This is a genomic window from Roseovarius sp. (assembly GCF_965228755.1).
GTDB lineage: Bacteria > Pseudomonadota > Alphaproteobacteria > Rhodobacterales > Rhodobacteraceae > Roseovarius.
In genome coordinates this window covers 26,882-49,500 of the sequence record NZ_CBDDIG010000014.1, presented here as the reverse complement: position 1 = coordinate 49,500, position 22,619 = coordinate 26,882, and the positions used below count along the sequence as shown (strand labels likewise).

General features: G+C 67.9%; 22 protein-coding genes. 10 read left to right on the top strand and 12 right to left on the bottom strand.

Annotated elements, in window-relative coordinates:
- A partial coding sequence (locus ACO07J_RS23515; protein ID WP_422033597.1) for an ABC transporter permease occupies positions 1 to 671 on the bottom strand: 671 nt, incomplete at its 3' end.
- Positions 668 to 1,354: an ABC transporter ATP-binding protein gene (locus tag ACO07J_RS23510; protein ID WP_422033595.1), complete on the bottom strand. Its 687-nt coding sequence runs from the start codon at positions 1,352 to 1,354 to the stop codon at positions 668 to 670. The genes ACO07J_RS23515 and ACO07J_RS23510, both read right to left, overlap by 4 nt.
- A gap of 16 nt (positions 1,355 to 1,370) precedes the next feature.
- Here ACO07J_RS23510 and ACO07J_RS23505 point away from each other — a divergent pair, with 16 nt between their 5' ends.
- Positions 1,371 to 2,030 (top strand): arylesterase, encoded by a 660-nt coding sequence (locus ACO07J_RS23505; protein ID WP_422033593.1) that lies wholly within the window; start codon positions 1,371 to 1,373, stop codon positions 2,028 to 2,030.
- Between the two features lie 50 nt (positions 2,031 to 2,080).
- Here ACO07J_RS23505 and ACO07J_RS23500 read toward each other — a convergent pair whose 3' ends face one another.
- From ACO07J_RS23500 to ACO07J_RS23480, 5 genes are all read right to left on the bottom strand, one after another.
- Entirely contained in the window at positions 2,081 to 2,338 is a 258-nt protein-coding gene (locus ACO07J_RS23500; RefSeq protein WP_422033591.1) for a YjhX family toxin, read from the bottom strand.
- A gap of 357 nt (positions 2,339 to 2,695) precedes the next feature.
- Positions 2,696 to 2,902: a cold-shock protein gene (locus tag ACO07J_RS23495; protein ID WP_300895765.1), complete on the bottom strand. Its 207-nt coding sequence runs from the start codon at positions 2,900 to 2,902 to the stop codon at positions 2,696 to 2,698.
- A 237-nt stretch (positions 2,903 to 3,139) separates the two neighbouring features.
- Entirely contained in the window at positions 3,140 to 3,718 is a 579-nt protein-coding gene (locus ACO07J_RS23490) for a L,D-transpeptidase (protein ID WP_422033589.1), read from the bottom strand.
- A gap of 120 nt (positions 3,719 to 3,838) precedes the next feature.
- Positions 3,839 to 4,162 carry a hypothetical protein gene (locus tag ACO07J_RS23485; protein ID WP_422033587.1) on the bottom strand — a complete coding sequence of 108 codons (324 nt, stop codon included), beginning with the start codon at positions 4,160 to 4,162 and terminating at the stop codon, positions 3,839 to 3,841.
- Between the two features lie 124 nt (positions 4,163 to 4,286).
- Positions 4,287 to 5,459, bottom strand: coding sequence for a geranylgeranyl reductase family protein (locus tag ACO07J_RS23480; RefSeq protein ID WP_422033585.1), 1,173 nt, complete (start codon positions 5,457 to 5,459; stop codon positions 4,287 to 4,289).
- A 401-nt stretch (positions 5,460 to 5,860) separates the two neighbouring features.
- Here ACO07J_RS23480 and ACO07J_RS23475 point away from each other — a divergent pair, with 401 nt between their 5' ends.
- Entirely contained in the window at positions 5,861 to 6,481 is a 621-nt protein-coding gene (locus tag ACO07J_RS23475) for an REP-associated tyrosine transposase (RefSeq protein ID WP_422033583.1), read from the top strand.
- Positions 6,482 to 6,864: 383 nt separating this feature from the next.
- On the opposite strand, the gene ettA is transcribed toward ACO07J_RS23475, so the two are convergent.
- Positions 6,865 to 8,517: an energy-dependent translational throttle protein EttA gene (gene ettA, locus ACO07J_RS23470; RefSeq protein WP_422033581.1), complete on the bottom strand. Its 1,653-nt coding sequence runs from the start codon at positions 8,515 to 8,517 to the stop codon at positions 6,865 to 6,867.
- 220 nt (positions 8,518 to 8,737) lie between these two features.
- On the opposite strand from ettA, the gene ACO07J_RS23465 reads away from it, so the two are divergent.
- Both ACO07J_RS23465 and dacB read left to right on the top strand, forming a co-directional pair.
- Entirely contained in the window at positions 8,738 to 9,352 is a 615-nt protein-coding gene (locus tag ACO07J_RS23465; RefSeq protein WP_422033579.1) for a nicotinate-nucleotide adenylyltransferase, read from the top strand.
- A 191-nt stretch (positions 9,353 to 9,543) separates the two neighbouring features.
- Complete coding sequence (gene dacB, locus ACO07J_RS23460; protein WP_422033577.1) at positions 9,544 to 10,902, top strand: D-alanyl-D-alanine carboxypeptidase/D-alanyl-D-alanine endopeptidase; 1,359 nt, start codon at positions 9,544 to 9,546, stop codon at positions 10,900 to 10,902.
- Positions 10,903 to 10,908: 6 nt separating this feature from the next.
- Here the strand turns inward: dacB and ACO07J_RS23455 are convergent, their stop codons facing one another.
- Entirely contained in the window at positions 10,909 to 11,343 is a 435-nt protein-coding gene (locus tag ACO07J_RS23455) for an Lrp/AsnC family transcriptional regulator (RefSeq protein WP_422033575.1), read from the bottom strand.
- A gap of 109 nt (positions 11,344 to 11,452) precedes the next feature.
- Here ACO07J_RS23455 and ACO07J_RS23450 point away from each other — a divergent pair, with 109 nt between their 5' ends.
- The 3 genes from ACO07J_RS23450 (at position 11,453) to ACO07J_RS23440 (ending at position 15,995) form a co-directional block, all read left to right on the top strand.
- Positions 11,453 to 12,583 carry a type III PLP-dependent enzyme gene (locus ACO07J_RS23450; RefSeq protein WP_422033573.1) on the top strand — a complete coding sequence of 377 codons (1,131 nt, stop codon included), beginning with the start codon at positions 11,453 to 11,455 and terminating at the stop codon, positions 12,581 to 12,583.
- Between the two features lie 75 nt (positions 12,584 to 12,658).
- Positions 12,659 to 14,956 carry a xanthine dehydrogenase family protein molybdopterin-binding subunit gene (locus tag ACO07J_RS23445; RefSeq protein WP_422033571.1) on the top strand — a complete coding sequence of 766 codons (2,298 nt, stop codon included), beginning with the start codon at positions 12,659 to 12,661 and terminating at the stop codon, positions 14,954 to 14,956.
- Entirely contained in the window at positions 14,934 to 15,995 is a 1,062-nt protein-coding gene (locus ACO07J_RS23440; RefSeq protein ID WP_422033569.1) for a DUF2235 domain-containing protein, read from the top strand. Before ACO07J_RS23445 ends, ACO07J_RS23440 begins: the two co-directional genes overlap by 23 nt.
- 169 nt (positions 15,996 to 16,164) lie before the next feature.
- Here the strand turns inward: ACO07J_RS23440 and ACO07J_RS23435 are convergent, their stop codons facing one another.
- Together ACO07J_RS23435 and metF are read right to left on the bottom strand one after the other, a co-directional pair.
- Positions 16,165 to 16,662 carry a PaaI family thioesterase gene (locus ACO07J_RS23435; protein ID WP_422033567.1) on the bottom strand — a complete coding sequence of 166 codons (498 nt, stop codon included), beginning with the start codon at positions 16,660 to 16,662 and terminating at the stop codon, positions 16,165 to 16,167.
- Positions 16,663 to 16,823: 161 nt separating this feature from the next.
- Positions 16,824 to 17,696, bottom strand: coding sequence for a methylenetetrahydrofolate reductase [NAD(P)H] (gene metF, locus ACO07J_RS23430; RefSeq protein WP_422033565.1), 873 nt, complete (start codon positions 17,694 to 17,696; stop codon positions 16,824 to 16,826).
- Positions 17,697 to 17,799: 103 nt separating this feature from the next.
- Between metF and ACO07J_RS23425 the strand changes: the two genes are divergently transcribed.
- The gene (locus tag ACO07J_RS23425) at positions 17,800 to 18,729 is read left to right on the top strand and encodes a LysR family transcriptional regulator (RefSeq protein WP_422033563.1); all 930 of its coding nucleotides are present in this window, start codon (positions 17,800 to 17,802) and stop codon (positions 18,727 to 18,729) included.
- Between the two features lie 107 nt (positions 18,730 to 18,836).
- On the opposite strand, the gene ACO07J_RS23420 is transcribed toward ACO07J_RS23425, so the two are convergent.
- Positions 18,837 to 20,066, bottom strand: a complete 1,230-nt coding sequence (locus ACO07J_RS23420; RefSeq protein WP_422033561.1) for an acyl-CoA dehydrogenase family protein — start codon at positions 20,064 to 20,066, stop codon at positions 18,837 to 18,839.
- A gap of 166 nt (positions 20,067 to 20,232) precedes the next feature.
- Here ACO07J_RS23420 and ACO07J_RS23415 point away from each other — a divergent pair, with 166 nt between their 5' ends.
- Positions 20,233 to 20,958: a Hint domain-containing protein gene (locus ACO07J_RS23415; protein WP_422033559.1), complete on the top strand. Its 726-nt coding sequence runs from the start codon at positions 20,233 to 20,235 to the stop codon at positions 20,956 to 20,958.
- A 141-nt stretch (positions 20,959 to 21,099) separates the two neighbouring features.
- Positions 21,100 to 22,365, top strand: a complete 1,266-nt coding sequence (locus ACO07J_RS23410) for a glycosyltransferase (protein ID WP_422033557.1) — start codon at positions 21,100 to 21,102, stop codon at positions 22,363 to 22,365.
- Positions 22,366 to 22,619: the final 254 nt, after the last annotated feature.

Sequence of the window (22,619 nt, the reverse complement as noted above, 5' to 3'; positions counted from 1 at the left end):
GGCAGAATGGCGCCCGGCGGCAGGTCGAGCCGGTATTTCGTGGAGTAGAGCGAGCCGGGTTCGAGCAGGCCGGAGCCTTCCAGCGCCTCGGTCGCGACGATGGTGCGGGGGCCAAGGCCGAAGCCGGCGGTGGCGTTGTCGGGCTCGGAATCGAGCGAGGCCATCAGGCGGAAGTCGCGGGTGCCGAGGCGGACGGTGTCGCCGGGGGCGATGCCCAGCCGGTCGATCAGCAGGGGGTGCATGACGAGGCCGGGGGTGCCGCCTTCGCCCGCCAAGGCCTCGGCAAGCGGCATGGGCGGGTCGAGCGTGACCTGGCCCACGAGCGGGTAGGCGGCATCGACCGCCTTCACCTGGGTCAGGCCGCGGGGCCCGTCGGGAACGGTGGCCATGGAGCGGAAATCGGCGATCTCGGAGACGCGGGTGGCGGTTTTTTCCATCCAGGCGCGCTCGGTGTCGTTGGCGAAGCGGTAGGTGAGTTCGATCTCGGCATCGCCGCCCAGGAGTCGGGCGCCTTCCTGCTGGAGGCCGGTGGCGATGCTTTCGCGCACGGTGCCCACGGCGGCGATGGCCGCCACGCCGAGGATGACGCAGCCGAGGAAGATGCGGAAGCCGCGCAGGCCGCCCCGCAATTCCCGCGCTGCCAGTTTCGCGGCAAGCCGCAGGGTGGTCATGCGGCGGCCTCGGTTCGGGAGAGGCGGCCATCGGTCAGGGTGATGACCCGGTCGCAGCGATGGGCCAGTTCCGGGGCGTGGGTGACGAGGATGAGCGTGGCGTTGTGGCGTTCGCGCAGGCCGAAGAGCAGGTCGACGATGGCGGCGCCGTTGACCGAGTCGAGGTTGCCCGTGGGCTCGTCGGCCAGCAGGATATCGGGGCGCGGGGCGGCGGCGCGGGCGAGCGCCACGCGTTGCTGTTCGCCGCCCGACAGCTGCGAGGGGTAGTGGTTCATGCGGCTTTCGAGGCCCACGGTCTTCAGCTCTTCCTCGGCGCGGGCGAAGGCATCGGCCGCGCCGGCGAGTTCCAGCGGGGTCGCCACGTTTTCCAGCGCCGTCATGGTGGGGATCAGGTGGAAGGACTGGAAGACCACGCCGAAATGATCGCGGCGGAGGCGGGCGAGCTGATCCTCGGTCATGCTGGTGAGGTCGTGGCCGAGCGCGGTGACGGTGCCGCCGGTGGCCTGCTCCAGCCCGCCCATCAGCATCAGCAGCGAGGATTTGCCGGAACCGGAGGGGCCGATCAGGCCCACCGTCTCTTGCCGGTGGACATCGAGGGAGATCGCATCAAGTATCCGGACGGGGCCGGCATTGCCCTTGAGAGAAAGCGAAGCGTCCTGAAGCGAAAGAACGGGTGAAGACATGAACTGGCGCCTGAAAATGAAAGGTTTTCTGTCATATGGGGCCTCGGCCGCGCGGGGCAAGGCGCTGGCGGTCATTATGCTGGCCGCGACGCCGGCCTGGGCCGAGGAGGTCACGGTGCTGGCCTTCGGCGACAGCCTGACGCAGGGCTACGGGCTGGCCGAGGCGGAGGGGTTCGTGCCGCAATTGCAGGGCTGGCTGGACGGGCAGGGGGCCGAGGCCACGCTGATCAATGGCGGGGTGTCGGGGGATACCACGGCGGGCGGTGCGTCGCGCGTGGAATGGAGCCTGACGCCAGAGGTGGACGCGATGATCGTGGCGCTGGGCGGGAATGACCTGTTGCGGGGGATCGACCCGGCGGTGTCGCGGGAGAACCTCGACCGGATCCTGGCGGCGGCGGAGGCGCGGGAGGTGCCGGTACTGCTGGTGGGCATGGACGCGCCGGGGAATTACGGGGCGGAGTACAAGGACGCGTTCGACGGGATGTACCCGGCGTTGGCCGAAGAATATGACACGCTGTACGTCGAGAGCTTCTTCGAGGGGCTGGGGACGACAGACCCGGCGGAGGCGCGGGGGTTGTTCCAGTCGGACGGCATCCATCCCAATGCCGAGGGCGTGGGCCTGATCGTCGAGGCGTTGGGGCCGAGGGTGCTGGAGCTGATCGGCGAGGTGGAGTAGGCCGGCCGCCCTTGTGAAGAGGCGGCCGGACCGGTGGTTTTGCAGGGGCGTCAGCGCTGGTTCAATTGGGCGCGGACGGTGATGATGCCCAGCCGCGAGACACGGTAGGGCTTTCCCTGTTTCGAGTGGATGAGGCGCCGGCGCTTCAGGCGCTGGAAGACCTCGAGCGTGCAGTCGGAGAGGATATGCCCCTCGCGCGTGACGCAGGTGACCTTACGGATTTTGCCGGACACGCCGCGTTCGTGGAGAATGGCCCCACCCAGCGCGAGTTCGTGCAAAACACGCTGTTCGTGCTTTGATATGTTCAACGGATTGTCCCGATGTCATGAGAGTACAGCGTCAGGCCCGCCCGGCGGTGCGGGTGGGGCCTTTCGGTTCAGCTGTTCCCGGCCTCGAGGGGCTCAGGAACGGGCGGTTGCCCGGGACTCTTGCATCAAATCTCCATCGGTCCGAGGGGTCTGACCTCGGGTTGACGGGTTGGTAGGGATGGATCGGGAGAAAGGCAAGGTGACCGGCCGGCCCGCGGCCGGGGGCGTGGCGGACGGGTCACGTTGGCGTTTGCGCGCGTCGTCGTATTTGACGGTTGTCTCGATGGACGGGGCGGAAGCCACCCAACGAAAAAGGGCCCCGGCGAGGGGCCCTTCTCTATCTTTTCAACACGCGTCTCAGGCGAGGGCGAGGTTGGTCGCCGCTTCGCGGCCGTCACGGCCGGCTTCGACGTCGAAGGTCACTTTCTGGTTGTCGGCGAGGCCGGTGAGGCCGGCGCGCTCGACTGCCGAGATGTGGACGAAAACGTCTTTGCCGCCTGCGTCAGGCGCGATGAAGCCGAAGCCTTTGGTGGTGTTGAACCATTTCACAGTGCCAGTGGCCATGTGCTGTCTCCTGGTATGTTTCTGCCCGCGGAATTGCGGCAGACCGGCAAGTCATTGCTAGATCGAGTGACTGAGCCGTGGATAGGAGCAGGTGGTCGATAGAGATAACGTCGCGCGCCTGATATGGCCCGCTTCCGGCGCTAACACAAGAAAAATTTCCATGACACCGCGAAACTTACCCCGTTGACGGGGCAGAAATGTGCCGACGATTCGGTTAAGAAACCGTTAATTTCAGGGTTAAAGAACCGTTACCTTGGTGCCGATCGGGACGCGCTCGTAGAGGTCTTCCACATGGGCGTTCAGCATCCGGATGCAGCCGTTCGAGACCGACAGGCCGATGGTGCGGGGCGCGTTGGTGCCGTGGATGCGGAAATAGGTGTCGCGGCCGTTCTTGAAGAGGTAGAGCGCGCGTGCGCCCAGCGGGTTGCCGGGGCCGCCGGGCTGGCGATAGCTCTCGTCCGCGGCGAACTTGGCATAGGTCCTGGGCTCGCGCTCGATCATCTCGTCGGTGGGACGCCAGTCGGGCCATTTGCGCTTGGCCTGGATGGTGGCAGTGCCCTGGAACTCGAGCCCGGCGCGGCCGACGCCGACGCCATAGCGCATCGCCTCGCCCGGGGCGGTGATGTAGTAGAGGAAGTGCGCCCGCGGCAGGATCAGCAACTGGCCCGGCCCGTAAGGCGCCTTGATCTGCACCTTGGTGGGCTGGTAGCGCGGCTTGATCACCGAACTGGCCGACTGGGCGATGGCCGGGGCGGCCAGCGCGGAAAGCCCGGTCATGGCAAGGCCGGTGGCGATGAAATGGCGTCTGTCGATCATTGCAGCCTCCTGCTTGGGCATCTTGACGTAAGTTGCCCGGAGGTCATTTGCCACCATGTCGGCAAAAAAGTCAAAACTCCGTAAACAGGGCGCGCCCGGGGTGTGGCCGCCATGCGTCGATCAGATCAGGATCTGCCCGATATCGGCCGGCGAGAGGCCGGGGACATCGGCCACGGTGGCCACGCGCAGCCCGTTGACCAGTACGTCTGTTCCGCGCCTGTCGCGGGTCGGGCGGGTTTCGATCACCGCGTCGGCGCCGGTGTCTTCCAGCGCGATGACAAGGATGTCCTCGGCCGGATCGAACCCGGTGACGGTCACCGGTTTGCGGGGCAGGGCGGTGGTGCCGGGCAGGTCGGCGAACGGATCGTCGGCCGTGCCGCCCGACGGCGATTCGCCGAAGATCGGGCCGCCGAATACCGTATCTTCGAATACCGTATCGCGCATCATACTATCCCTTGTGGCGGGGGCCGGCGTGAAGGCGGTTGGCAGGCCGCGGCAAGCCCCGTTGGCAGAACGGCATGCAGTATTCCCCGGAAGCGCTTGTCAGACCAAGGAAAAAATCATCGGGCTACCTGGAAACTCTGCGTTTCCGCCGCATCGCCCAGCGCAGGGCGGCGCGCGGCAGGCGCAGGACGGTGCGGGCCAGCAGGGCCGGGTATTCGACCTCGCCCGAGAGCAGGTGCATGTAGTCGCGCTTGAGCGTGCGGGAGGCGCGGAAGGTGCTGGCGAAGAAGGGTTTGAGCGCTGGCGAGAAGATCACCGGGCGCAACAGGCGGGCCGAGCGCAGCGCGATGCGGATCGGCCGGGTCATGGGCCGGTAGCGGGCAAGGGCCGAATCGGGGCGGCCGGCGGCGATGGCCTGTGCGGCGGCGGTTGCGGCCAGGGCGCCGGAATGGAGGGCGTGGCCGATCCCCTCGCCGGTGATCGGGTCGACGAAGCCTGCCGCATCGCCCGCGAGCAGGACGCAGCCCTTGCCCGGCACGCTGCGATAGCCGCCGAAGGGCAGGAAATGTCCCTTGATCCTGGTGCCTTGGCCGGTGTGAAGCTGGTCGAGGTAGCGGGCGAGGCGGGCGCGCATGTCGGGGTTTTTCAGGTGCAGCCCGCCCAGCCCGATCGTGGTGCTGCCCCGCTTGGGGAAGGACCAGCCATACCCCCAGTCGGCGGCGGCGAAATCGATGCGCACGGGGGTTTCGCGGGTCGGGGCGGCGGCGGGCGCCTCGATCTCGAGGGCGAAGCCCACGCGGGCGGGGTCGAACGGGGCGCCGAAGAGGGCGCGGGCGACGATGCTCTGCACCCCGTCGGCGCCGATCAGGCAGCGGTAGTCGAGGGTCTCGCCCGATTGCAGGGTAAGGCGGCCGGCGGCGAGGTCGAGCGTGTCGACGCGTTGGCCGGACAGGTCTTCGGCCCCGGCGGCCAGCGCCTTCGAGAACAGGAGCTGGTCGAGATCCCAGCGCATGGTCAGGTGCGTGGGCGGCACCCCGTCGAGCCGGCCGAGCGGGCGGCCTTCCATGTAGAACTCGAAATTCCGCCGCGTTTCAAAGAGTTGCGGGTCGATATCAAGGTCGAAGATATGCTTGAGATGGGCGGCGCACCGGCCGGTGACCAGGCCGCCGCAAAGCTTGGGGCGCGGGAAGCGGGCCTTGTCGACCAGCGCCACCGAGAGCCCGTGTTTCCGGGCTGTCACCGCGGCCGCGGACCCCGCCGGGCCGGCGCCGAGGATGACGAGATCGTAATTTGGCATGGTCGCTCGGGCTCTTGCGGCGTCTGACCGTATACATAGAACACCCCCGGGCAGGGGGAAAGGCGCCAGCGACAGGCGCCTGGCTCAGAGCGCGGCCCAGTCGCGGAAGCGGAAGGGCGTGCCGGGGCGGTAGCCCGGGATGCGGCCGGGGCGGCGGCGGGGCTGGCTCCATTTCGGTGTCCGGGTCTGTTGCATGGCGGATCTCCTCGATGGTGGGAATGTGCCGGGGAAATCCGCCGGAATTGGCGCGGTGTCGGGGTTTTTCCGGGTCTGGAATGTGCCGGAAACCGACGTCGGTATAACGTCGGTATTTTGTCGGTATTGCGTCGGTGCGCGGGACGGCCGGGGCATGTTCCGGGGGGCGTGAACGGTTTTTTAACCGGAATCGCTCAGGCTGGGGCATGTCGAGTTACCTACGTCCCCGCCGCGGCGGCGCGTCCGTGTTCTTTACCGTCAACCTCGCCGAGTGTGGCAGCCGGTTGCTGACGGAGGAGGTTCTGCGGCTGCGCGCCGCCGTTCGGCGGGTGAGGGAAGAGAGGCCGTTCCATATCGACGCGTGGGTGGTGCTGCCGGATCATATCCACGCGGTCTGGACCCTGCCGCCGGGGGATTCGGATTTCTCCACGCGGTGGGGCGCGATCAAGGCGCGGTTCACGCGGGGGCTGAATGCGGCGGCGCGCGGGACGGATGGCGGGCCGGATGGCGGGCTGGATGCCGGGCCGCTGCGATTGCCCACGGAATTGCCGGTGGTGCGGTCGGGGCGGTATGCCGGGCTGAAGCCCGGCCTACGGGCGGACAAGCGCGAATGCGCGATCTGGCAGCGCCGGTTCTGGGAACACCATGTGCGCGACCTCGACGAGTATGCGCGGCTGGTGCGGTATTGCTGGGGCAACCCGGTGAAGCACGGGCTGGTGGAGCGGGCGGTGGACTGGCCGTACTCGTCGATCCACCGGGATGTGCGGCTGGGGATGGTCGAGCCAATATGGACCGGGGTGCAGGTACCGGGCGCGAAGCGCGCGTAGGGCCGGGCAGGCCTGGGATGGCGGGCGCCTGGGCGCGCCGGAGGCGTGGCACTGGCGTGGCGCAGAGCGCAGGCGTGGTACGAGGCGCGGGCGTTGTGTGAGGCGCAGGGGCGAGGCGAGGCGTAGATGCGGCGCGTGGCGCAGGTGCGGGGCCACGCTAGGTCAGGCGCGTGGCGCAAGCGTGGCGCGTGGCGTAGGTGCGGCGCGTGGCGCAACCGTGGTGCGAGGCACAGGCCAAGGCGCAATAGGCATGACGCGCGGCAGGTGGAGCCGGATGCGGTGGTGGTAGGCCGGGCTTCAGCCCGGCTTCCGCCCGCACAATATCCACGGCGTGCCGGGCCGAAGCCCGGCCTACATGGGGCCTCGCTTCCGTCCGACAGCCCCTACCGCGCGAACTTCTTGTGCTTGATCCGCTTGGGCTCCAGCGCGTCCGGGCCCAGCCGGCGCTTCTTGTCTTCCTCGTAATCCTCGAAGTTCCCCTCGAACCATTCGACATGCGCCTCGCCCTCGAAGGCGAGGATATGGGTGCAGATTCGGTCGAGGAAGAAACGGTCGTGCGAGATGACCACGGCGCAGCCGGCGAAATCCACCAGCGCGTCTTCCAGCGCGCGCAGGGTTTCGACGTCGAGGTCGTTGGTCGGCTCGTCGAGCAGCAGCACGTTGCCGCCGGATTTCAGCAGGCGGGCCATGTGCACCCGGTTGCGCTCGCCCCCTGACAAAAGCGAGACCTTCTTCTGCTGGTCGCCGCCCTTGAAGTTGAAGGCCGAGCAATAGGCGCGGGAGTTCATCTGCGCGTCGCCCAGCTCGATCACCTCGGCGCCGCCGGTGATCGCCTCCCACACGGTGTCGCCATCCTTGAGATCGTCGCGCGACTGGTCGACATAGGACATCTCGACCGTGTCGCCATATTCGATCGTGCCGGCGTCGGGCTGCTCCTGCCCGGTGAGCATCTTGAACAACGTCGACTTGCCGGCGCCGTTGGGGCCGATCACGCCGACGATGCCGCCGGGGGGCAGCGAGAAGGAGAGGTTCTCGATCAGGAGCTTGTCGCCCATGTGCTTCCTCAGCCCCTCGATCTCGATCACCTTCGAGCCGAGGCGGGGGCCGTTGGGGATGACGATCTGGGCCTTGCCGACCTTCTCGCGCTCCGACTGGCTGGCGAGCTCGTTATAGGCGTTGATCCGGGCCTTCTGCTTGGCCTGCCGCGCCTTCTGGCCCTGGCGCATCCATTCCAGCTCGCGCTCGAGCGTCTTCTGGCGCGACTTGTCCTCGCGCGCCTCCTGCGCCAGGCGCTTGGCCTTCTGTTCCAGCCAGGCCGAGTAGTTGCCCTCGTAGGGGATGCCGCGGCCGCGGTCGAGCTCGAGGATCCAGCCGGTGATGTCGTCGAGGAAGTAGCGATCGTGGGTGACGATCAGGATGGTGCCCTTGTAGTCGATCAGGTGCTGCTGCAGCCAGGCGATCGTCTCGGCGTCGAGGTGGTTGGTGGGCTCGTCGAGGAGCAGCATGTCGGGCGCCTCGAGCAGCAGCTTGCAGAGCGCCACGCGGCGTCGTTCCCCGCCCGAGAGCGAGTCGACATTTGCGTCGTCGGGAGGGCAGCGCAGCGCCTCCATCGACACGTCGATCTGGGCGTCGAGATCCCACAGGTTGGCGCTGTCGATCTCGTCCTGGAGCGCCGCCATCTCGTCGGCAGTGTCGTCGGAATAGTTCATCGCCAGCTCGTTGAACCGCTCGAGCTTGGCGCGTTGCGGCGCCACCGCCTGCATGACGTTCTCGCGCACGGTCAGGTTCGAATCCAGCTGCGGCTCCTGCGGGAGGTAGCCCACGCGGATGCCCTCCGCCGCCCAGGCCTCGCCCTGGAACTCGGTGTCGAGCCCGGCCATGATCTTCATCAGCGTCGACTTGCCCGCGCCGTTGGGCCCGACCACGCCGATCTTCACCCCGGGCAGAAAGCTGAGATGGATGTTCTCGAAGCATTTCTTGCCGCCGGGATAGGCCTTGGACACGCCTTGCATGTGGTAGACGAATTTCTGCGCCATTGGGCTCTCTTCCTGAAAACTCTGAGGTTGGCGCCCATGTAACCGGGCCGCGCGGCGAATTCAAATGCTCTTGCGGCCCATTTGCGGTATGCGCGCGCCCCGTGCTTCTTCTGGCCCCAAATATCCCCGCCGGAGGCTCCCCCGGCCTGTCACGGGCGCAGGCGGCGCGACGGCACGAAACCGCTGGACACCCGGGCGCCCCTGCGGTCAGAAAGGCGCGATGCGATATGTGCTGCCCCATATACGCGCCGGACAGGCGGTCGGCCTTCTGGGCGGGTCCTTCGACCCCCCGCATGCGGGCCATGTGCATATCAGCCGCGAGGCGTTGCGGCGGTTCGGGCTGGACCAGGTCTGGTGGCTGGTGAGCCCCGGCAACCCGCTGAAGGCGCGCGGCCCGGCGCCGCTGGCCGAGCGGATGGCGGCCTGCCGCGCGATTCTCGATCATCCGCGGATGCATGTGTCGGATTTCGAGGCGCAAGCGGGCACGCGCATCACCGCCGAGACGCTGGCCGTGTTGCAGGGCGCGCGGCCCGATCTGCGCTTCGTCTGGCTGATGGGGGCCGACAACCTCGCGCAGCTGGACCAGTGGCAGGACTGGCAGGAGATCGTCGAGCGGGTGCCGCTGGGCGTGCTGGCGCGCCCCGGTCAGCGGATATCCGCGCGGATGTCCAAGGCGGCGCGGGTCTATCGTTTCGCCCGGCTGAAGGGGGCGAAAAGCCGGCTTCTGGCCTGTGCGCAGGCGCCGGCGTGGTGTTTCGTGAACGTGCCGATGCGGGGGATTTCGTCGACCGAACTGCGCGCGGCCGGGGGGTGGCGCGGCGGCAGCCGAAATTGACGGGAACGTAAGCGTGGTATCGGATTGTTTGCGCGGCAGAGTTTGGCATAATTGACCATATGTTAAAGCGCGTTTCGAGACGGTTCTTTCTGGGTGGGGCCCTTGGGGTTCTCGCCGGCCCGGCCTGGGCCGGGGCGCCCGAGGTTTCCCTGCGTCCGCGGGCGCGGCCGGCCCCTGCGGCCCCCAAGCGGGTGCCCACGCCCGAGGAGCTGATCGCCGAATCGCGGCTGAGCGGGGTGGTGAGTTTCTCGGTGGTCGACGTGAAGGCCGGTGCGGTGCTGGAGACGCATGACGGCTTTACCGGTCAGCCGCCGGCCAGCGTCACGAAGGCGGTGACCGCGCTTTACGCGCTCGACGTTCTGGGGCCGGACTATCGGTTCGAGACGCGGCTTCTGGCCGGGGGCGCGGTCAAGGACGGCGTGGTGCATGGCGACCTGATCCTGGCCGGCGGGGGCGATCCCGAGTTGGACACGAACGCGCTGGCCGAGATGGCCGCGAAGTTGAAGGCGGCGGGCGTGCGCGAGGTGAAGGGCAAGTTCCGGGTCTGGGGCGGGGCGCTGCCCTTCGAGCGGGTGATCGACCCCAGCCAGCCCGAAGAGGTGAGCTACAACCCGTCGGTGTCGGGGATCAACCTGAACTACAACCGGGTGCATTTCGAATGGACCCGCGCGGGCGGGGAGTACACCGTGACGATGGATGCGCGTTCGGGCAAGTACCGCCCCGACGTGCGCGTGTCGCGGATGCAGGTCGCCGCGCGCAGCATGCCGGTCTATACCTATGCCGACATGGGCGACCACGACGCCTGGACCGTGGCCAAGGGCGCGCTGGGCAGCGGCGGGGCGCGGTGGCTGCCGGTGCGCAAGCCCGAGGCCTACGCGGCGGAGGTCTTCGCCACCTTCGCGCGCTCGCACGGCATCAAGCTGGAGCCGGGTGACCCGCCCGCCGCCGCGCCCGAGGGCGAGATCCTGGTGACGCACCGCAGTGCGCCGCTGACCGAGGTGCTGCAGGGGATGCTGAAATATTCCAACAACCTGACCGCCGAGCTGTGCGGGATGACCGCCAGCGCCAAACGGCTGGGCCGGCCGGTGTCGATGAAGGCGTCCGCCGAGGAGATGGGCCGCTGGGCGCAGACCGAGATCGGGATGCCGGGCGCCAAGCTGGTCGATCATTCCGGGCTGGGCGAGACCTCGCGCCTGCGGGCCGCCGCGCTGGCGCAGGCGCTGGCGAAGGTTCACAAGGAAGGGCTGTTGAAGCCGATCCTGAAGGAGTTCCCCATGGTCCGGGACAACGGGCAGGTCGACGCCGCGCATCCCGTCAAGGTGATGGCGAAGACCGGCACGCTGTATTTCGTCAGTTCGCTGGCGGGCTACATGACGGCGCCGGACGGGCGCGAGCTGGCCTTCGCGATCTTCACCGCCGATCCCGACCTCCGGGCCAGCTTCGACAAGGGGTCGGAGGCGCGGCCCGAGGGCGCGTCGACCTGGAACGCGCGGTCGAAGAACCTGCAGCAGAAGCTGCTGGAGCGCTGGGGCCGGGTTTACGGCAGCTGAGCCGGCTCAGCCGCGCCGGTCGATCTTGGTCGACAGGTGGATCAGGCTTTCCGAACTTTTGACGCCCTTCGCCTCGCCGATGCGGTCGAGCGTGTCGTCGAGCTGTTCCGTGGTGGCGGCCTCGAGCCTGACGATCAGGTCGACGCGGCCCGAGGTGGTGTGGACGGTGCGCACCCCCGGCAGCGATTCGAGCCGGGCGAGGACGGCCGGGGCGCTTCGCGGCTCGATGCTGACCAGCGCCGTGGCGCGGAGGGGGGCGCGGAGGGCGTCGGTCACCCGGACGGTGTAGCCTGCGATCGTTCCGGTCGCCTCCAGCCGGTCGAGGCGGGCCTGCACGGTGGTGCGGGCCAGGCCGAGGCGGCGGGCGAGGCCGGCGACGGGCATGCGGGCGTTTTCCCGGAGGAGGCTGAGGAGGGCGTGGTCTGTATGGTCGATTTGCATGGGCGTTTCGGCGAAATGACGGTAGCTGATGTCGTTTTATACGATCCGCCTGATGAAATCGACGAAAACTGCGCGCAGACTGCAAGAAAACGCACCGCGAGGCAGTCACATGAGAGAAACCCCCACATGGGCCGACCCGGCCAGCCATATCGCGCGGCACAAGCCGGACATGGCGCAGTTCTATTTCTCCCCTTCGGTATTGCAGGCGACGGCAAGGCGGTTTCGCGAGGGCTTTCCGGGTTTGGTGACCTACGCGGTCAAGGCCAATGCGGGCGAGGAGGTTCTGGCCAACCTCGTGGCGAGCGGCATGCGGGCCTACGACGTGGCGAGCCCGCGGGAGATGTACGCGGTGCGCGCGGTCTGCCCCGGCGCGGTGCTGCATTACAACAACCCGGTGCGGTCGATAGAGGAGGTCGGCATGGCCCGCGCGATGGGCGTGGCCTCGTGCTCGGTCGACTGTTTCGGGGAGCTGGCGAAGCTGGACCCGTTGCCAAGGGAGACGGAGGTGGCGGTGCGGCTGGCGCTTCCGGTGTCGGGCGCGGCCTATGATTTCGGCGAGAAGTTCGGGGCCGGGCCGGAGAAGGCGGCGGCGCTGTTGCGCGAGGTGGCGGCGATGGGATTCGTGCCGGCGATGACCTTTCATCCGGGCACGCAATGCGCCGACCCTGCGGCGTGGGGCGCCTATATCGCGGCGGCGGCGGAGGTGGCACGGGCCGCCGGTGTGCGGATCGCGCGGCTGAACGTGGGCGGCGGGTTCGCCTCGCACCGCAGCGGCGTGGCGCCGGACCTGGAGGCGATTTTCGGGCATATCGCGGCGGTGACCGAAAGTGCCTTCGGAGCGGACGCGCCGGGGCTGGTCTGCGAGCCGGGCCGGGCGATGGTGGCCGAGGCGTTCACGCTGGCGACCCGGGTGAAGGCGCTGCGCGGCTGCGGGGCGGTGTTCCTCAATGACGGGCTGTATGGCGGGCTGTTCGAGGCGCGCGATATCGGCATGGGCGACCGCATCCGGGTGATCGGCCCCGATGGCACGCCACGCGGCGGCGAAAGGGTCGAACGGGTGGTCTTCGGGCCGACCTGCGACAGCCTCGACCGGTTGCCGGCGCCGGTGGCGCTGCCCGGGGACATGGCGGAGGGCGATTACGTGCTGTTCGACGGGATGGGCGCCTATTCAAGCGCCATCGCCACGCGGTTCAACGGTTACGGCCCCGGCGAGGCGGTCACGGTGGCGGCTTTGGCCTGATCGGGTCTGGACACCGGGCGCCCACGGGCTAGGGTCGGGCACATCCCGACACAGGCCAGAGGACCCCGCTGACCCATGCAGAAATTCGGCAAGAGCCAACCGGCCTCCCGCCTCGAAGACGCGCGTTTCCTGACCGGCCATGGCCGGTACCTGGATGACACGCCGCCGGAAGAGGCGCTGCGCGTCTATTTCCTGCGCTCGCCCATGGCGCATGCGACGATCGCCTCGATCGACCTTGAGGCCGCGAAGGAGGCGCCGGGGGTGCATCTTGTGCTGGATGGCGAGGGGCTGCGCGACGCGGGCGTGACCGAGGGGCTGGCCGCGGTGCTTGTCGACAATCGCGACGGCAGCAAGGGCGCCGCGCCCCGCCGGCCGTTGCTGGCCGAGGGGCGCGTGCGGTTCGTGGGCGAGGCGGTGGCGATGGTCGTGGCCGACAGCCTGCAGGAGGCGCGGGATGCCGCCGAGCTGATCGAGGTCGATTACGAGGATTTGCCGGTGCACATGGCGCTGGCCCCCGGCGGCGAGCCGCTGCACGAGGACGTGCCGGAGAACCGGGCGTTCGACTGGGCGCTGGGCGATGAAGAGGGCACGGAGAAGGCCATTGCCGAGGCCGCGCACGTGGTGCGGCTGTCGGTGGGGGACAACCGTATCATCTCGAACCCGATGGAGCCGCGCGGGGCCTGGGCCGACATGGAGGACGGGCGGCTGCACCTGTCATTCGGCGGGCAGGGGGTGTGGAACACCAAGCGGAACGGGGCGAAGATCTACGGGATGGACCCGGAGGAGATTCGCGTGACCATCCCGGATGTGGGCGGGGGCTTCGGCACCAAGGCGCCGGATTATCCCGAGACCTATCTGGTGGGGCAGGCGGCGCGGATGCTGAAGCGCCCGGTGCGCTGGTATGCCGACCGGTCGGAGACGATGCTGGCCGACAATGCGGGGCGCGATCTGGAGCATGACCTGACGCTGGCGTTCGACGCGGACCTGAGGATCACCGCCTACAAGGTCGAGACGCGCTGCAACATGGGGGCGTATAACAGCGGGCTGAACCAGCCCATCCAGACGGTGCTGTTTTCCAAGGTGCTGACCGGGGTGTACGACATCCAGACGGCTTATCAGCATGTCGAGGGGTTCTATACCAACACCACGCAGGTGGATGCCTATCGCGGGGCCGGGCGGCCCGAGGCGATCTATGCGCTGGAGCGGGCGATGGACCGGGCGGCGCGGGAGCTGGGCGTGGATACGTGGGAGCTGCACCGGCGGAACTTCATCCGGCCGGAGCAGTTTCCTTATACTTCCTTTACCGGCGAGACCTATGATGTGGGGGAGTTCGCGCGGCTGCTCGACCGGGTCGAGGCGGAAGCGGATCGCGACGGGTTCGCGGCGCGGAAGGCGGAGAGTGAGGGCAAGGGCCGGCTGCGCGGCATGGGGCTGTGCTATTATATCGAGGCGATCCTCGGCAATCCGACCGAGACCGCGAAGGTGGAGTTTCACGAGGATGGCACGGTGTCGATCTATGTAGGCACGCAATCGAACGGGCAGGGGCACGAGACGGCCTATGCCCGGTTCCTGTCGGACCAGACGGGGATTCCGGTGGAGCAGATCCGCGTGGTGCAGGGCGACAGTGACCGGATCGAGAAGGGCGGCGGCACGGGCGGCTCGCGCTCGGTGACGACGCAGAACAACGCGACGCTGGCGACGGTGGGCAAGATGGTGGAGGCGTTCACGCCCTACCTGGCCGAGAAGATGGGCGTGCCGGCGGAGGATGTGCGTTTCGACGACGAGACCTTCCGCGCGCCGGGCTCGAACCTGACGCCGACCTTCGTCGAAGCGGCCGAGATGGCGCGGGCCGATGGGCGGACAGACCTGCTGGTGCACGAGGAGACGGCGACACTGCCGGGCCGGTCCTATCCCAACGGCGCCCATGTGGCCGAGGTGGAGGTGGACCCGGAGACGGGGCATGTCACGCTGGAGCGCTACACCGTGGTCGACGATTTCGGCAACTTGATCAACCCGATGCTGGCCGAGGGGCAGGTGCATGGCGGCAGCGTGCAGGGCATTGGCCAGGCGCTGTGGGAGCATGTGGGCTATGACGAGGATGGCCAGCTCCTCACCGGAAGTTTCATGGACTATGCCATGCCGCGGGCCGATGATGTGCCGATGATCGGCTTTACCTCGGAACCGGTGCCGTCGACGGCGAACGTGATGGGCATGAAGGGCTGTGGCGAGGCCGGCACGGTGGGCGCGATGGCGGCGACGGCGAATGCCGTGGCCGACGCGCTGTGGGGGCGCGGGGTGCGGCAGGCCGACATGCCGTTCACGCCGTCACGCGTATGGGACATGTTGAACGATGCAATGGCCCCGGTGGGTTGAGAAGCTATATGCCCTGCTCCGCCCCGGCCTGCGCCATGGGCAGAGCCGGTACGAGGGCACGCGGGGGCAGGTCACCCACGTGATCATCCTTGACGGGACGATGTCCTCGCTCGAGCAGGGGCACGAGAGCAACGCGGGGCTGGCCTATCGCCTGTTGAGCGAAGTCAGCGGGGCGCGGCTGTCGCTCTACTACGAGGCCGGCGTGCAGTGGCAGGACTGGAGCACCACGGGCGACGTCATCCTGGGCCGGGGGATCAACCGGCAGATCCGGCGGGCCTATGGTTATCTCGCCAGCCGGTATCGCGAAGGCGACCGGATCATCCTGATGGGCTATTCGCGGGGCGCCTACGCGGTGCGCTCGCTGGCGGGCATCATCGACCAGGTGGGGCTGCTGAAGGCGCAGGACGCGACCGAGCGGAACATCATGACCGCCTATCGCCATTACCAGACCGGGGGCGAGAGCGCGGCCGAGCGCGCCTTTGTCGAGGCCTATTGCCACGCGGCGGTGGAGATCGAGATGATCGGGGTCTGGGACACGGTCAAGGCGCTGGGGCTGCGGCTGCCGGTGGTCTGGCGCTGGTCCGAGCCGGCGCACGCGTTCCACAACCACCGCCTGGGGCCCACGGTGAAGCGGGGCTATCACGCGCTGGCGCTGGACGAGACGCGCGCCGTCTATACGCCGGTGCTGTGGGAGACGCCGGAGGGGTTCGACGGCAAGATCGAGCAGGTCTGGTTCCGCGGCAACCACGGCGACGTGGGCGGCCAGTTGGGCGGGGTCGAGGCGGCGCGGCCGCTGGCCAACGTGCCGTTCCGCTGGATGATGGGCAAGCTGGAGGAATGCGGCGTGGCCCTGCCCGACGGGTGGGAGGCGCGGTTCCCGGCCGATCCCGATGCGCCGTCCTGCGGGTCTTGGGGCGGCTGGGGCAAGATATTCCTGCTGCGCGGCGCGCGGGTGGTGGGGCTGGACCCGTCGGAACGGCTGCATGAAACCGTGCAGGGGCGGGAGGACCTCATGGCGCACGTGGCGGCGGCGCAGTGACCTCGGGCGTTGGCGCGGGTGGCCGGTGTCGGATCATGGATATTTGAGCCAAGAAGAAGCCCGGGCCTGCGCTGCTTCTTCTTGGGAAAAGTATCCCGGGGGGAGCGTTGAATTTTTGCAGAAAATTCAACGCTGGGGGCAGCGCCCCCCTCGACGGGTGCGGGTGGCGTCAGCCGTTTGCGTCCATGATCAGGCAGGTTGTGGAGGCAGTGGCGTAGAGCTTGCCGTCCTCGATGCCGCGCAGCTCGCCCGAGGCGACGCCGGTGCGGCGGCCGGCATGGCCGACCTCGCCCACCGCGCGCATGGCCATGCCAATGGGCACGGCGCGGGTGATGTTCACCTTGTATTCGAGCGTGGTGTAGAGGCGCCCCTTCGGCAGGGTGGTCATCACCGCGCAGCCCATGGCGCTGTCGAGGATGGCGCCGTACCAGCCGCCATGCACGCCGCGCATGGGGTTGGTGACGGGGAATTCCGGCGTGCCTTCGAAGGTGACGCGGCCGGGTTCGACGCGGGTGAGGGAAAAGCCCATGGTCGCCCCGATCGGGGGGCCGGAGAGGGCGCCCGACAGCACGTCCTGCATGAATTCGAGGCCGGAGCGCGACAGCAGGTCCGTCATGTCCGGCAGGGCGTCGAGCGTCTGGGCGACATGCGGGGCGGGGTCTGACATGGGGGGCTCTCCTGTTCCTGACGCGGCGGAGGGTAGGGCGCCGCGCGGGCCTTGGGCAAGGGCGACGCTACGGCATGAAAAAGGCCCGGCCTGCTTGGGATGCTGAGGCCGGGCCGGAGGGACGGGGGCGGAGAGCCCCGACCAGAGAGCCGTGAGTGGTGTCAGGCGACGTCGCGCAGTTCGACCCGGGACCGGACGCCGAGCGCGTGGCAGACGTCGCGGGTGAGATCGGGGCGGTTGAGCGTGTAGAAATGCAGGTGCTCGACGCCGCCGTCGATCAGCTTGCTGCACAGTTCGGTGGCAACCGCGACCGCCAGCAGGTCGGCGCGGCCGTCGTCATGGGCCTCGGCCTTCTCGAAGGCGTCGGCCAGCCATTTCGGGATCGAGGTGCCGCAGGATTCGGCGAAGCGGCGGGCGCCCTTCCAGTTCTCGATGGGCAGGATGCCGGGCAGGATGGGCGCCGTGATGCCGGCCTTGTCGCAGGCATCGCGGAAGCGGAAGAAGGTGTCGGCCTCGAAGAAGAACTGGGTGATTGCCTCGTCCGCACCGGCGTCGAACTTGCGCTTGAGGTACTCGACATCGGCGCCGGGGTCGGCCGCCTCGGGGTGTTTCTCGGGGTAGGCGCCGACGCGAATCTTGAACTTGCCGGTCTCGGCCAGGGCCGAGATCAGCTCGCAGCTGTCGGTGAAGCCTTCCGGGTGGGCCGTGAAGCCGCCCGAGCCCTTGGGCGGGTCGCCGCGCAGCGCCACGATCTCGTTCACGCCGGCCTCGGCGAAGGTGTCGGCGATGGCCAGCGTTTCCTCGCGGCTGGCATCGACGCAGGTCAGGTGTGCCGCCACGTTGAGGCCGGAGGACTTGTGCAGGGTGGCCACCGCGTCGCGGGTCAGCTCGCGCGTGGTGCCGCCGGCGCCGTAGGTGACCGACACGAAGGACGGGTCGAGCGGGGCGAGCGCCTGCACGGTGTCCCAGAGGCGGAAGGAGGCCTCGAGCGACTTGGGCGGGAAGAACTCGAAGGAAACGGAGGGGGCGGTCATGACAGGGGCGTCCTATTGCAAAAGGGTGTTGCCCCTCTTGTCGCAGGCGCGCGTACGTGAGACAACTTCATAAAATTCATGGTTTAGATGAGGCGAGCTAATAATGCACATCGACTTCCGGCATTTGCGGACGATCCGGGCGATACACCAGGCCGGCGGCCTGGCCAAGGCGGCGGACCTGTTGCACATCACCCAGTCGGCGCTGTCGCACCAGATCAAGGGGCTGGAAGACCAGGCCGGGGTCGAGCTTTTCGTCAGGCGGTCCAAGCCCTTGCGCCTGTCGGCGGCGGGGATGCGGCTGCTTCGGGTGGCCGAGAAGGTGCTGCCCGAGATCGAGGCGCTGGAGGCGGAGTTCGACAGCCTCCGGCAGGGGAGCGCCGGGCGGCTGCATATCGCCATCGAGTGCCATGCCTGTTTCGAGTGGCTGTTCCCGGTGCTGGAGCAGTTCCGGAAGTCCTGGGCGGATGTGGACGTGGATATCCGGCCCGGGCTGGCCTTCGACGCGCTGCCGGCCTTGCAGAAGGAGGAGGTGGACCTGGTGGTGTCGTCGGATCCGGAGGACCTCGACGGGATCGCGTTCCGGCCGTTGTTCGATTACGAGCCGGTTTTCGTGGCCTCCTCGCAGCATCCGCTGGCGGCGAAGGATTTCATCGAGGCCGAGGATCTCAGGGGCGAGACGCTGATCACCTACCCGGTGGAGCGGACGCGGCTGGACGTGTTCACCGAGTTGCTGACGCCCGCGCGGGTGGAGCCGCGGGCGGTGCGGCAGGTGGAGCTGACGGCGGTGATATTGCTGCTGGTGGCGTCGAACCGGGGGGTGGCGGTGCTGCCCGACTGGGTTCTGCGGGAGCAGCGGGCCAGTTCGGATTACATCACCCGGCCGTTGACCGAGACCGGCGTGACCAAGCGGCTTTACGCGGCGATCCGGGAGGATGACGGCGACAAGCCGTTCATGGCGCACCTGCTGCGGCTGGCAAGGGAAATCCCGGTCAGGATGCAGCGGCGGGCGAAGGAGGTGGACAAGGTAGAGTAGGGGCTGCCGCCGACTCAGGATTTGCGCGCGAGATCAAGGCCGCAGCCTGCTGCGTGATCACCACCCCGCAGCTTGGCGATCACGCGGCTTGGTGCCCCGGAATAGCCTCACATCTTCTGCTGCGTGTACTTCTTCAGCTCGGCCCGCGCCACCTGCCGCCGGTGTACCGCGTCGGGCCCGTCGGCCAGGCGCAGGGTGCGCAGGTGGGTCCACATGGCCGGGAGCGGGACGTCCTGGCTGATGCCCTGGGCGCCGAACATCTGCACCGCCTCGTCGACCACCTTGAGCGCGACGCGGGGCGCCACCACCTTGATCTGGGAAATCCACGGTGCCGCGGCGCGGGCGTCGCCCTGGTCCATCATCCAGGCGGCCTTGAGGCAGAGCAGGCGGGCCTGCTCGATCTCCATCCGGCATTCGGCGATGATGTCGTAATTGGCACCAAGCTGGACCAGCGGCTTGCCGAAGGCCTCGCGCGCGAGGCCGCGGCGGCACATCAGCTCCAGCGCCGCCTCGGCCTGGCCGATGGCGCGCATGCAGTGGTGGATGCGGCCCGGCCCGAGGCGGCCCTGCGAGATCTCGAAGCCGCGACCCTCGCCCAGCAGCATGTTTTCCGCCGGCACGCGCACGTCGGTGAAGCGGAAATGCATGTGGCCGTGGGGCGCGTCGTCGTGGCCGTAGACCTGCATCGGGCGCAGTTTCTCGATGCCGGGGGTGTCGGCGGGCACCACGATCATGGAATGGCGCTGGTGCTTGGGCAGGTCGTCGCCGCCGGTGCGGACCATGACGATATAGACCTTGCAGCGGGGGTCGCCCGCGCCGGTGGCCCACCATTTCTCGCCGTTGATCACGTAGTCGTCGCCGTCGCGGACGCAGGACATCTCGAGATTGGTGGCATCCGAGCTGGCGACCTGCGGTTCGGTCATCAGGTAGGCGCTGCGGATATCGCCCTCGAGCAGGGGCGCGAGCCAGCGGTCCTTCATCTCGGGCGTGCCGTAGCGCTCGAACACCTCCATGTTGCCGGTGTCGGGGGCGTTGCAGTTGAACACCTCGGCGCCCATCGGGGTCTTGCCCATCTCCTCGGCGAAGCAGGCGTATTCGACGGTGGTCAGGCCGAAGCCGCGCTCGCTGTCGGTGAGCCAGAAGTTCCACAGGCCGGCGGCCTTGGCGCGGGCCTTGAGCCCCTCGAGGATCTCGGCCTGCCGGTCGGTGTATTCCCAGCGGTCGCCCTTGCCGATTTCGGCATGGTACTCGGCCTCGAGCGGGGCGATCTCGTCGCGCACCATGGCGGCCACCCTGTCGAGAAGTTCCCTGATCTCCGGCCTGATCGAAAAATCCATACTCTCGCCTCCTGTCATCGCGGTTTGCGCGGTCCGGCAGGCCGGACACAACTCTTGACCGTTTCGGCAGGATTGTCGCCATAATGTCAACACGTATCCCCGGAAATCCCCTAATGCCGCCACAATGCGGGTCTAGTCAGATGGCGCGAGCAGTTGGTTCGCCCGCATGATAGGGCGTGCCGGGTTTCACGAGGTGTTCCGGGTGATCAGTGCAAAGGCGATACAGGCGATCGGTGCGGCGGGCGACGGCCCCGGCACCGGCGTGCCATGGGCCGGTGCGGCGGACGGCGAGAGCGCGGCCGACCGCATCGTGCCCTGTTTCACCCCCGGTACCATGGTGACCACACGGTCAGGCAAGCGCGCGGTCGAGACGCTGCGGCCGGGTGACATGCTGCTGACGCGCGACCGGGGGTTCCAGCCGGTGGTCTGGCGCGGGCGGCGCCGGGTGGCGGGGGCGGCCCTGGCGCGCGACGCGGCGCCGGTGACGATCCGGGCGGGCGCGCTGGGACCGGGGCAGCCGGAACGGGACATGACGGTTTCGCCGGGGCACCGGATGCTGAGCACCGACCGCGACCTGCTGCGCAGCCTGGGCGAGCCCGAAGCGCTGGTCGAGGCGCGGGCGCTGACCGGGCTGCCGGGGATCGGGCGGCCGGCGATGGGGGCGGTGGGGTACGTGCACGTGCTGATGGAAAAGCACGAGGTGATCCTGGCGGAGAATACCTGGACGGAAAGCCTGCGCCTGACCACCGCGCTGTTGCGGGAGTTGTCGGCGGCGGGGGTGGATATCGGGCAGACGCTGGCCCGCTCGGGCGACCGGGCGGCGGCGACGGCCCAGGCGCCGGCCCGGCATTGCCTGACGGTGACGGAGGCGGTGCAGGGGCTGCGGGTGTGACCGGAACCGGGGCAGGGGCGCCACCGTGACCCTGATCCCCCAGGGGTCAGCGTACATACGAAAAATCGAACATCTCGCTTATCCTTTGGTATGGGTTTGTGCAATAGTATGGAATTATCCCACTCGAAGGATTGAGGAATAATGACCGCGAGCAGTTCCACGTCGAAACCGGTTATCGCTTTTGCCGGGGCCGTTTATCCCGGCCAGTTCGGCGGGTTGTGCGATTACCTGAGAAAAGAGAACCTGGCCGAGACGTATTTCTTCACCACGCCCGGCAATTGCAAAAGAAACAGCAAGGACCGGCCTCACCTGCGGGCCTTCACGCCGGACGGGGACATCGTCGGCGCGCAGGGGTATTACTATTCCGCCAAGGTCGAGCGGTCCGCCCGGATCAGTCGCGGGTTGCACGGTGCCATTCGCGCGTTCGAGAAGGAACGGAAGATCGATGTCATCGTGAGCCATGCCCTGTGGGGCGCGCCGCACATGCTGTATGGCGAGACCGACGCGGCCATCGTCAGCTATATCGAGTTTCCGAGCTATCGGACACATGGCTGGGATCCGGCCTATCCGCCAAGCCCCTCGCAACGGCTGACCGACCACAACAGCGAGATGGTCAGCCTTTACCAGGTCATCAGAAGCGACCTGGTGATCTGCCCGTCGCACCATGCCAAGGGCATGATCCCGGGCGCCCTGCAGGGGAAGGTCGAAGTCCAGATGGAAGGGTTCGACATATCCTCGTGGAAGACGATCGAAGCGGCCGGCGAGGCCAAACCTTTCACCGTCGGCTTCGCAGCGCGTGACCTGTCGAGTGCCAAGGGGATCGACCGCTTCATGAGCATCGCGAATACCCTCGTCAAGAAGGATCCCGATATCGAGTTCGTCGTTATCGGCGACGAAAACGCCTCGAGCTACGGATACGAGAAGCAGTGGGTCGAACAAAGGTATCCGGGCGAAACCGTCTCCTTTGCCGAGCACCTGCGGCGCATTCACCCGAAAGCCGCCCGCAAGGTCACCTTCGCGGGCCTGCTCAAGTATGACGAGTACGAGAAGACCCTCCAGGGTATCGACGTGTTCCTTTACCCGCTTCGCCACGGCGTCGCGAACTGGGGGCTGGTCGAGATCCTCGGGCGCGGCGGCTGTGTCGTCGCGTCGAACCATGGGTATCCGGCCGAGATCATTCAGCACGAGGTCACGGGCTATCTGCTGCCTCATGACGAAAGGCACTGGGTGAACGAAGTGCTCTCGCTCAAGAACGATCCGGCGCGCCGGCAATCCTATTCCCGTAACGCCCGCAAGATGGCGCAACAGGAGTTTTCCCTGGAGGTGGTCGCAAACCGGTACATGCGCCTGTTCGGCCAGGCCATGGTGAACAGGGACGCGCGCCTTGCGGGGGCGTCGCTGTACTAGGGGGCGGGGAGAGCGGGGCGTCTCCTTCGGTTTCAGCGCAGCTGTCCGGCGGCATGGGCTCGGCGAGCGCTGAACGCTATTGGGTTGGAGATGGGTGAGGCTGTTGGAGATAGTGGTGCCCGGGGGCGGAATCGAACCACCGACACGAGGATTTTCAATCCTCTCGCAACCCCTCCGGGGAAGCCTTTGGATATTGGCCTGAACTTCAAAAACACTTTGTTTTTCAATATCCTAAGAAATTCCGACTTGTGGCC

What these genes read in the sequence shown, in the direction of transcription:
- ettA (WP_422033581.1), bottom strand. Translation starts at nt 8,517, where the DNA reads ATGGCGCAGAAATTCGTCTACCACATGCAAGGCGTGTCCAAGGCCTAT.
- ACO07J_RS23440 (WP_422033569.1), top strand. Translation starts at nt 14,934, where the DNA reads ATGCAATGGCCCCGGTGGGTTGAGAAGCTATATGCCCTGCTCCGCCCC.
- ACO07J_RS23425 (WP_422033563.1), top strand. Translation starts at nt 17,800, where the DNA reads ATGCACATCGACTTCCGGCATTTGCGGACGATCCGGGCGATACACCAG.
- ACO07J_RS23410 (WP_422033557.1), top strand. Translation starts at nt 21,100, where the DNA reads ATGACCGCGAGCAGTTCCACGTCGAAACCGGTTATCGCTTTTGCCGGG.
- ACO07J_RS23495 (WP_300895765.1), bottom strand. Translation starts at nt 2,902, where the DNA reads ATGGCCACTGGCACTGTGAAATGGTTCAACACCACCAAAGGCTTCGGC.
- ACO07J_RS23415 (WP_422033559.1), top strand. Translation starts at nt 20,233, where the DNA reads ATGATAGGGCGTGCCGGGTTTCACGAGGTGTTCCGGGTGATCAGTGCA.
- ACO07J_RS23455 (WP_422033575.1), bottom strand. Translation starts at nt 11,343, where the DNA reads ATGCAAATCGACCATACAGACCACGCCCTCCTCAGCCTCCTCCGGGAA.
- ACO07J_RS23465 (WP_422033579.1), top strand. Translation starts at nt 8,738, where the DNA reads ATGCGATATGTGCTGCCCCATATACGCGCCGGACAGGCGGTCGGCCTT.
- ACO07J_RS23510 (WP_422033595.1), bottom strand. Translation starts at nt 1,354, where the DNA reads ATGTCTTCACCCGTTCTTTCGCTTCAGGACGCTTCGCTTTCTCTCAAG.
- metF (WP_422033565.1), bottom strand. Translation starts at nt 17,696, where the DNA reads ATGACCGCCCCCTCCGTTTCCTTCGAGTTCTTCCCGCCCAAGTCGCTC.
- ACO07J_RS23450 (WP_422033573.1), top strand. Translation starts at nt 11,453, where the DNA reads ATGAGAGAAACCCCCACATGGGCCGACCCGGCCAGCCATATCGCGCGG.
- ACO07J_RS23480 (WP_422033585.1), bottom strand. Translation starts at nt 5,459, where the DNA reads ATGCCAAATTACGATCTCGTCATCCTCGGCGCCGGCCCGGCGGGGTCC.
- ACO07J_RS23475 (WP_422033583.1), top strand. Translation starts at nt 5,861, where the DNA reads ATGTCGAGTTACCTACGTCCCCGCCGCGGCGGCGCGTCCGTGTTCTTT.
- ACO07J_RS23485 (WP_422033587.1), bottom strand. Translation starts at nt 4,162, where the DNA reads ATGCGCGATACGGTATTCGAAGATACGGTATTCGGCGGCCCGATCTTC.
- ACO07J_RS23445 (WP_422033571.1), top strand. Translation starts at nt 12,659, where the DNA reads ATGCAGAAATTCGGCAAGAGCCAACCGGCCTCCCGCCTCGAAGACGCG.
- ACO07J_RS23505 (WP_422033593.1), top strand. Translation starts at nt 1,371, where the DNA reads ATGAAAGGTTTTCTGTCATATGGGGCCTCGGCCGCGCGGGGCAAGGCG.
- ACO07J_RS23435 (WP_422033567.1), bottom strand. Translation starts at nt 16,662, where the DNA reads ATGTCAGACCCCGCCCCGCATGTCGCCCAGACGCTCGACGCCCTGCCG.
- ACO07J_RS23420 (WP_422033561.1), bottom strand. Translation starts at nt 20,066, where the DNA reads ATGGATTTTTCGATCAGGCCGGAGATCAGGGAACTTCTCGACAGGGTG.
- ACO07J_RS23490 (WP_422033589.1), bottom strand. Translation starts at nt 3,718, where the DNA reads ATGATCGACAGACGCCATTTCATCGCCACCGGCCTTGCCATGACCGGG.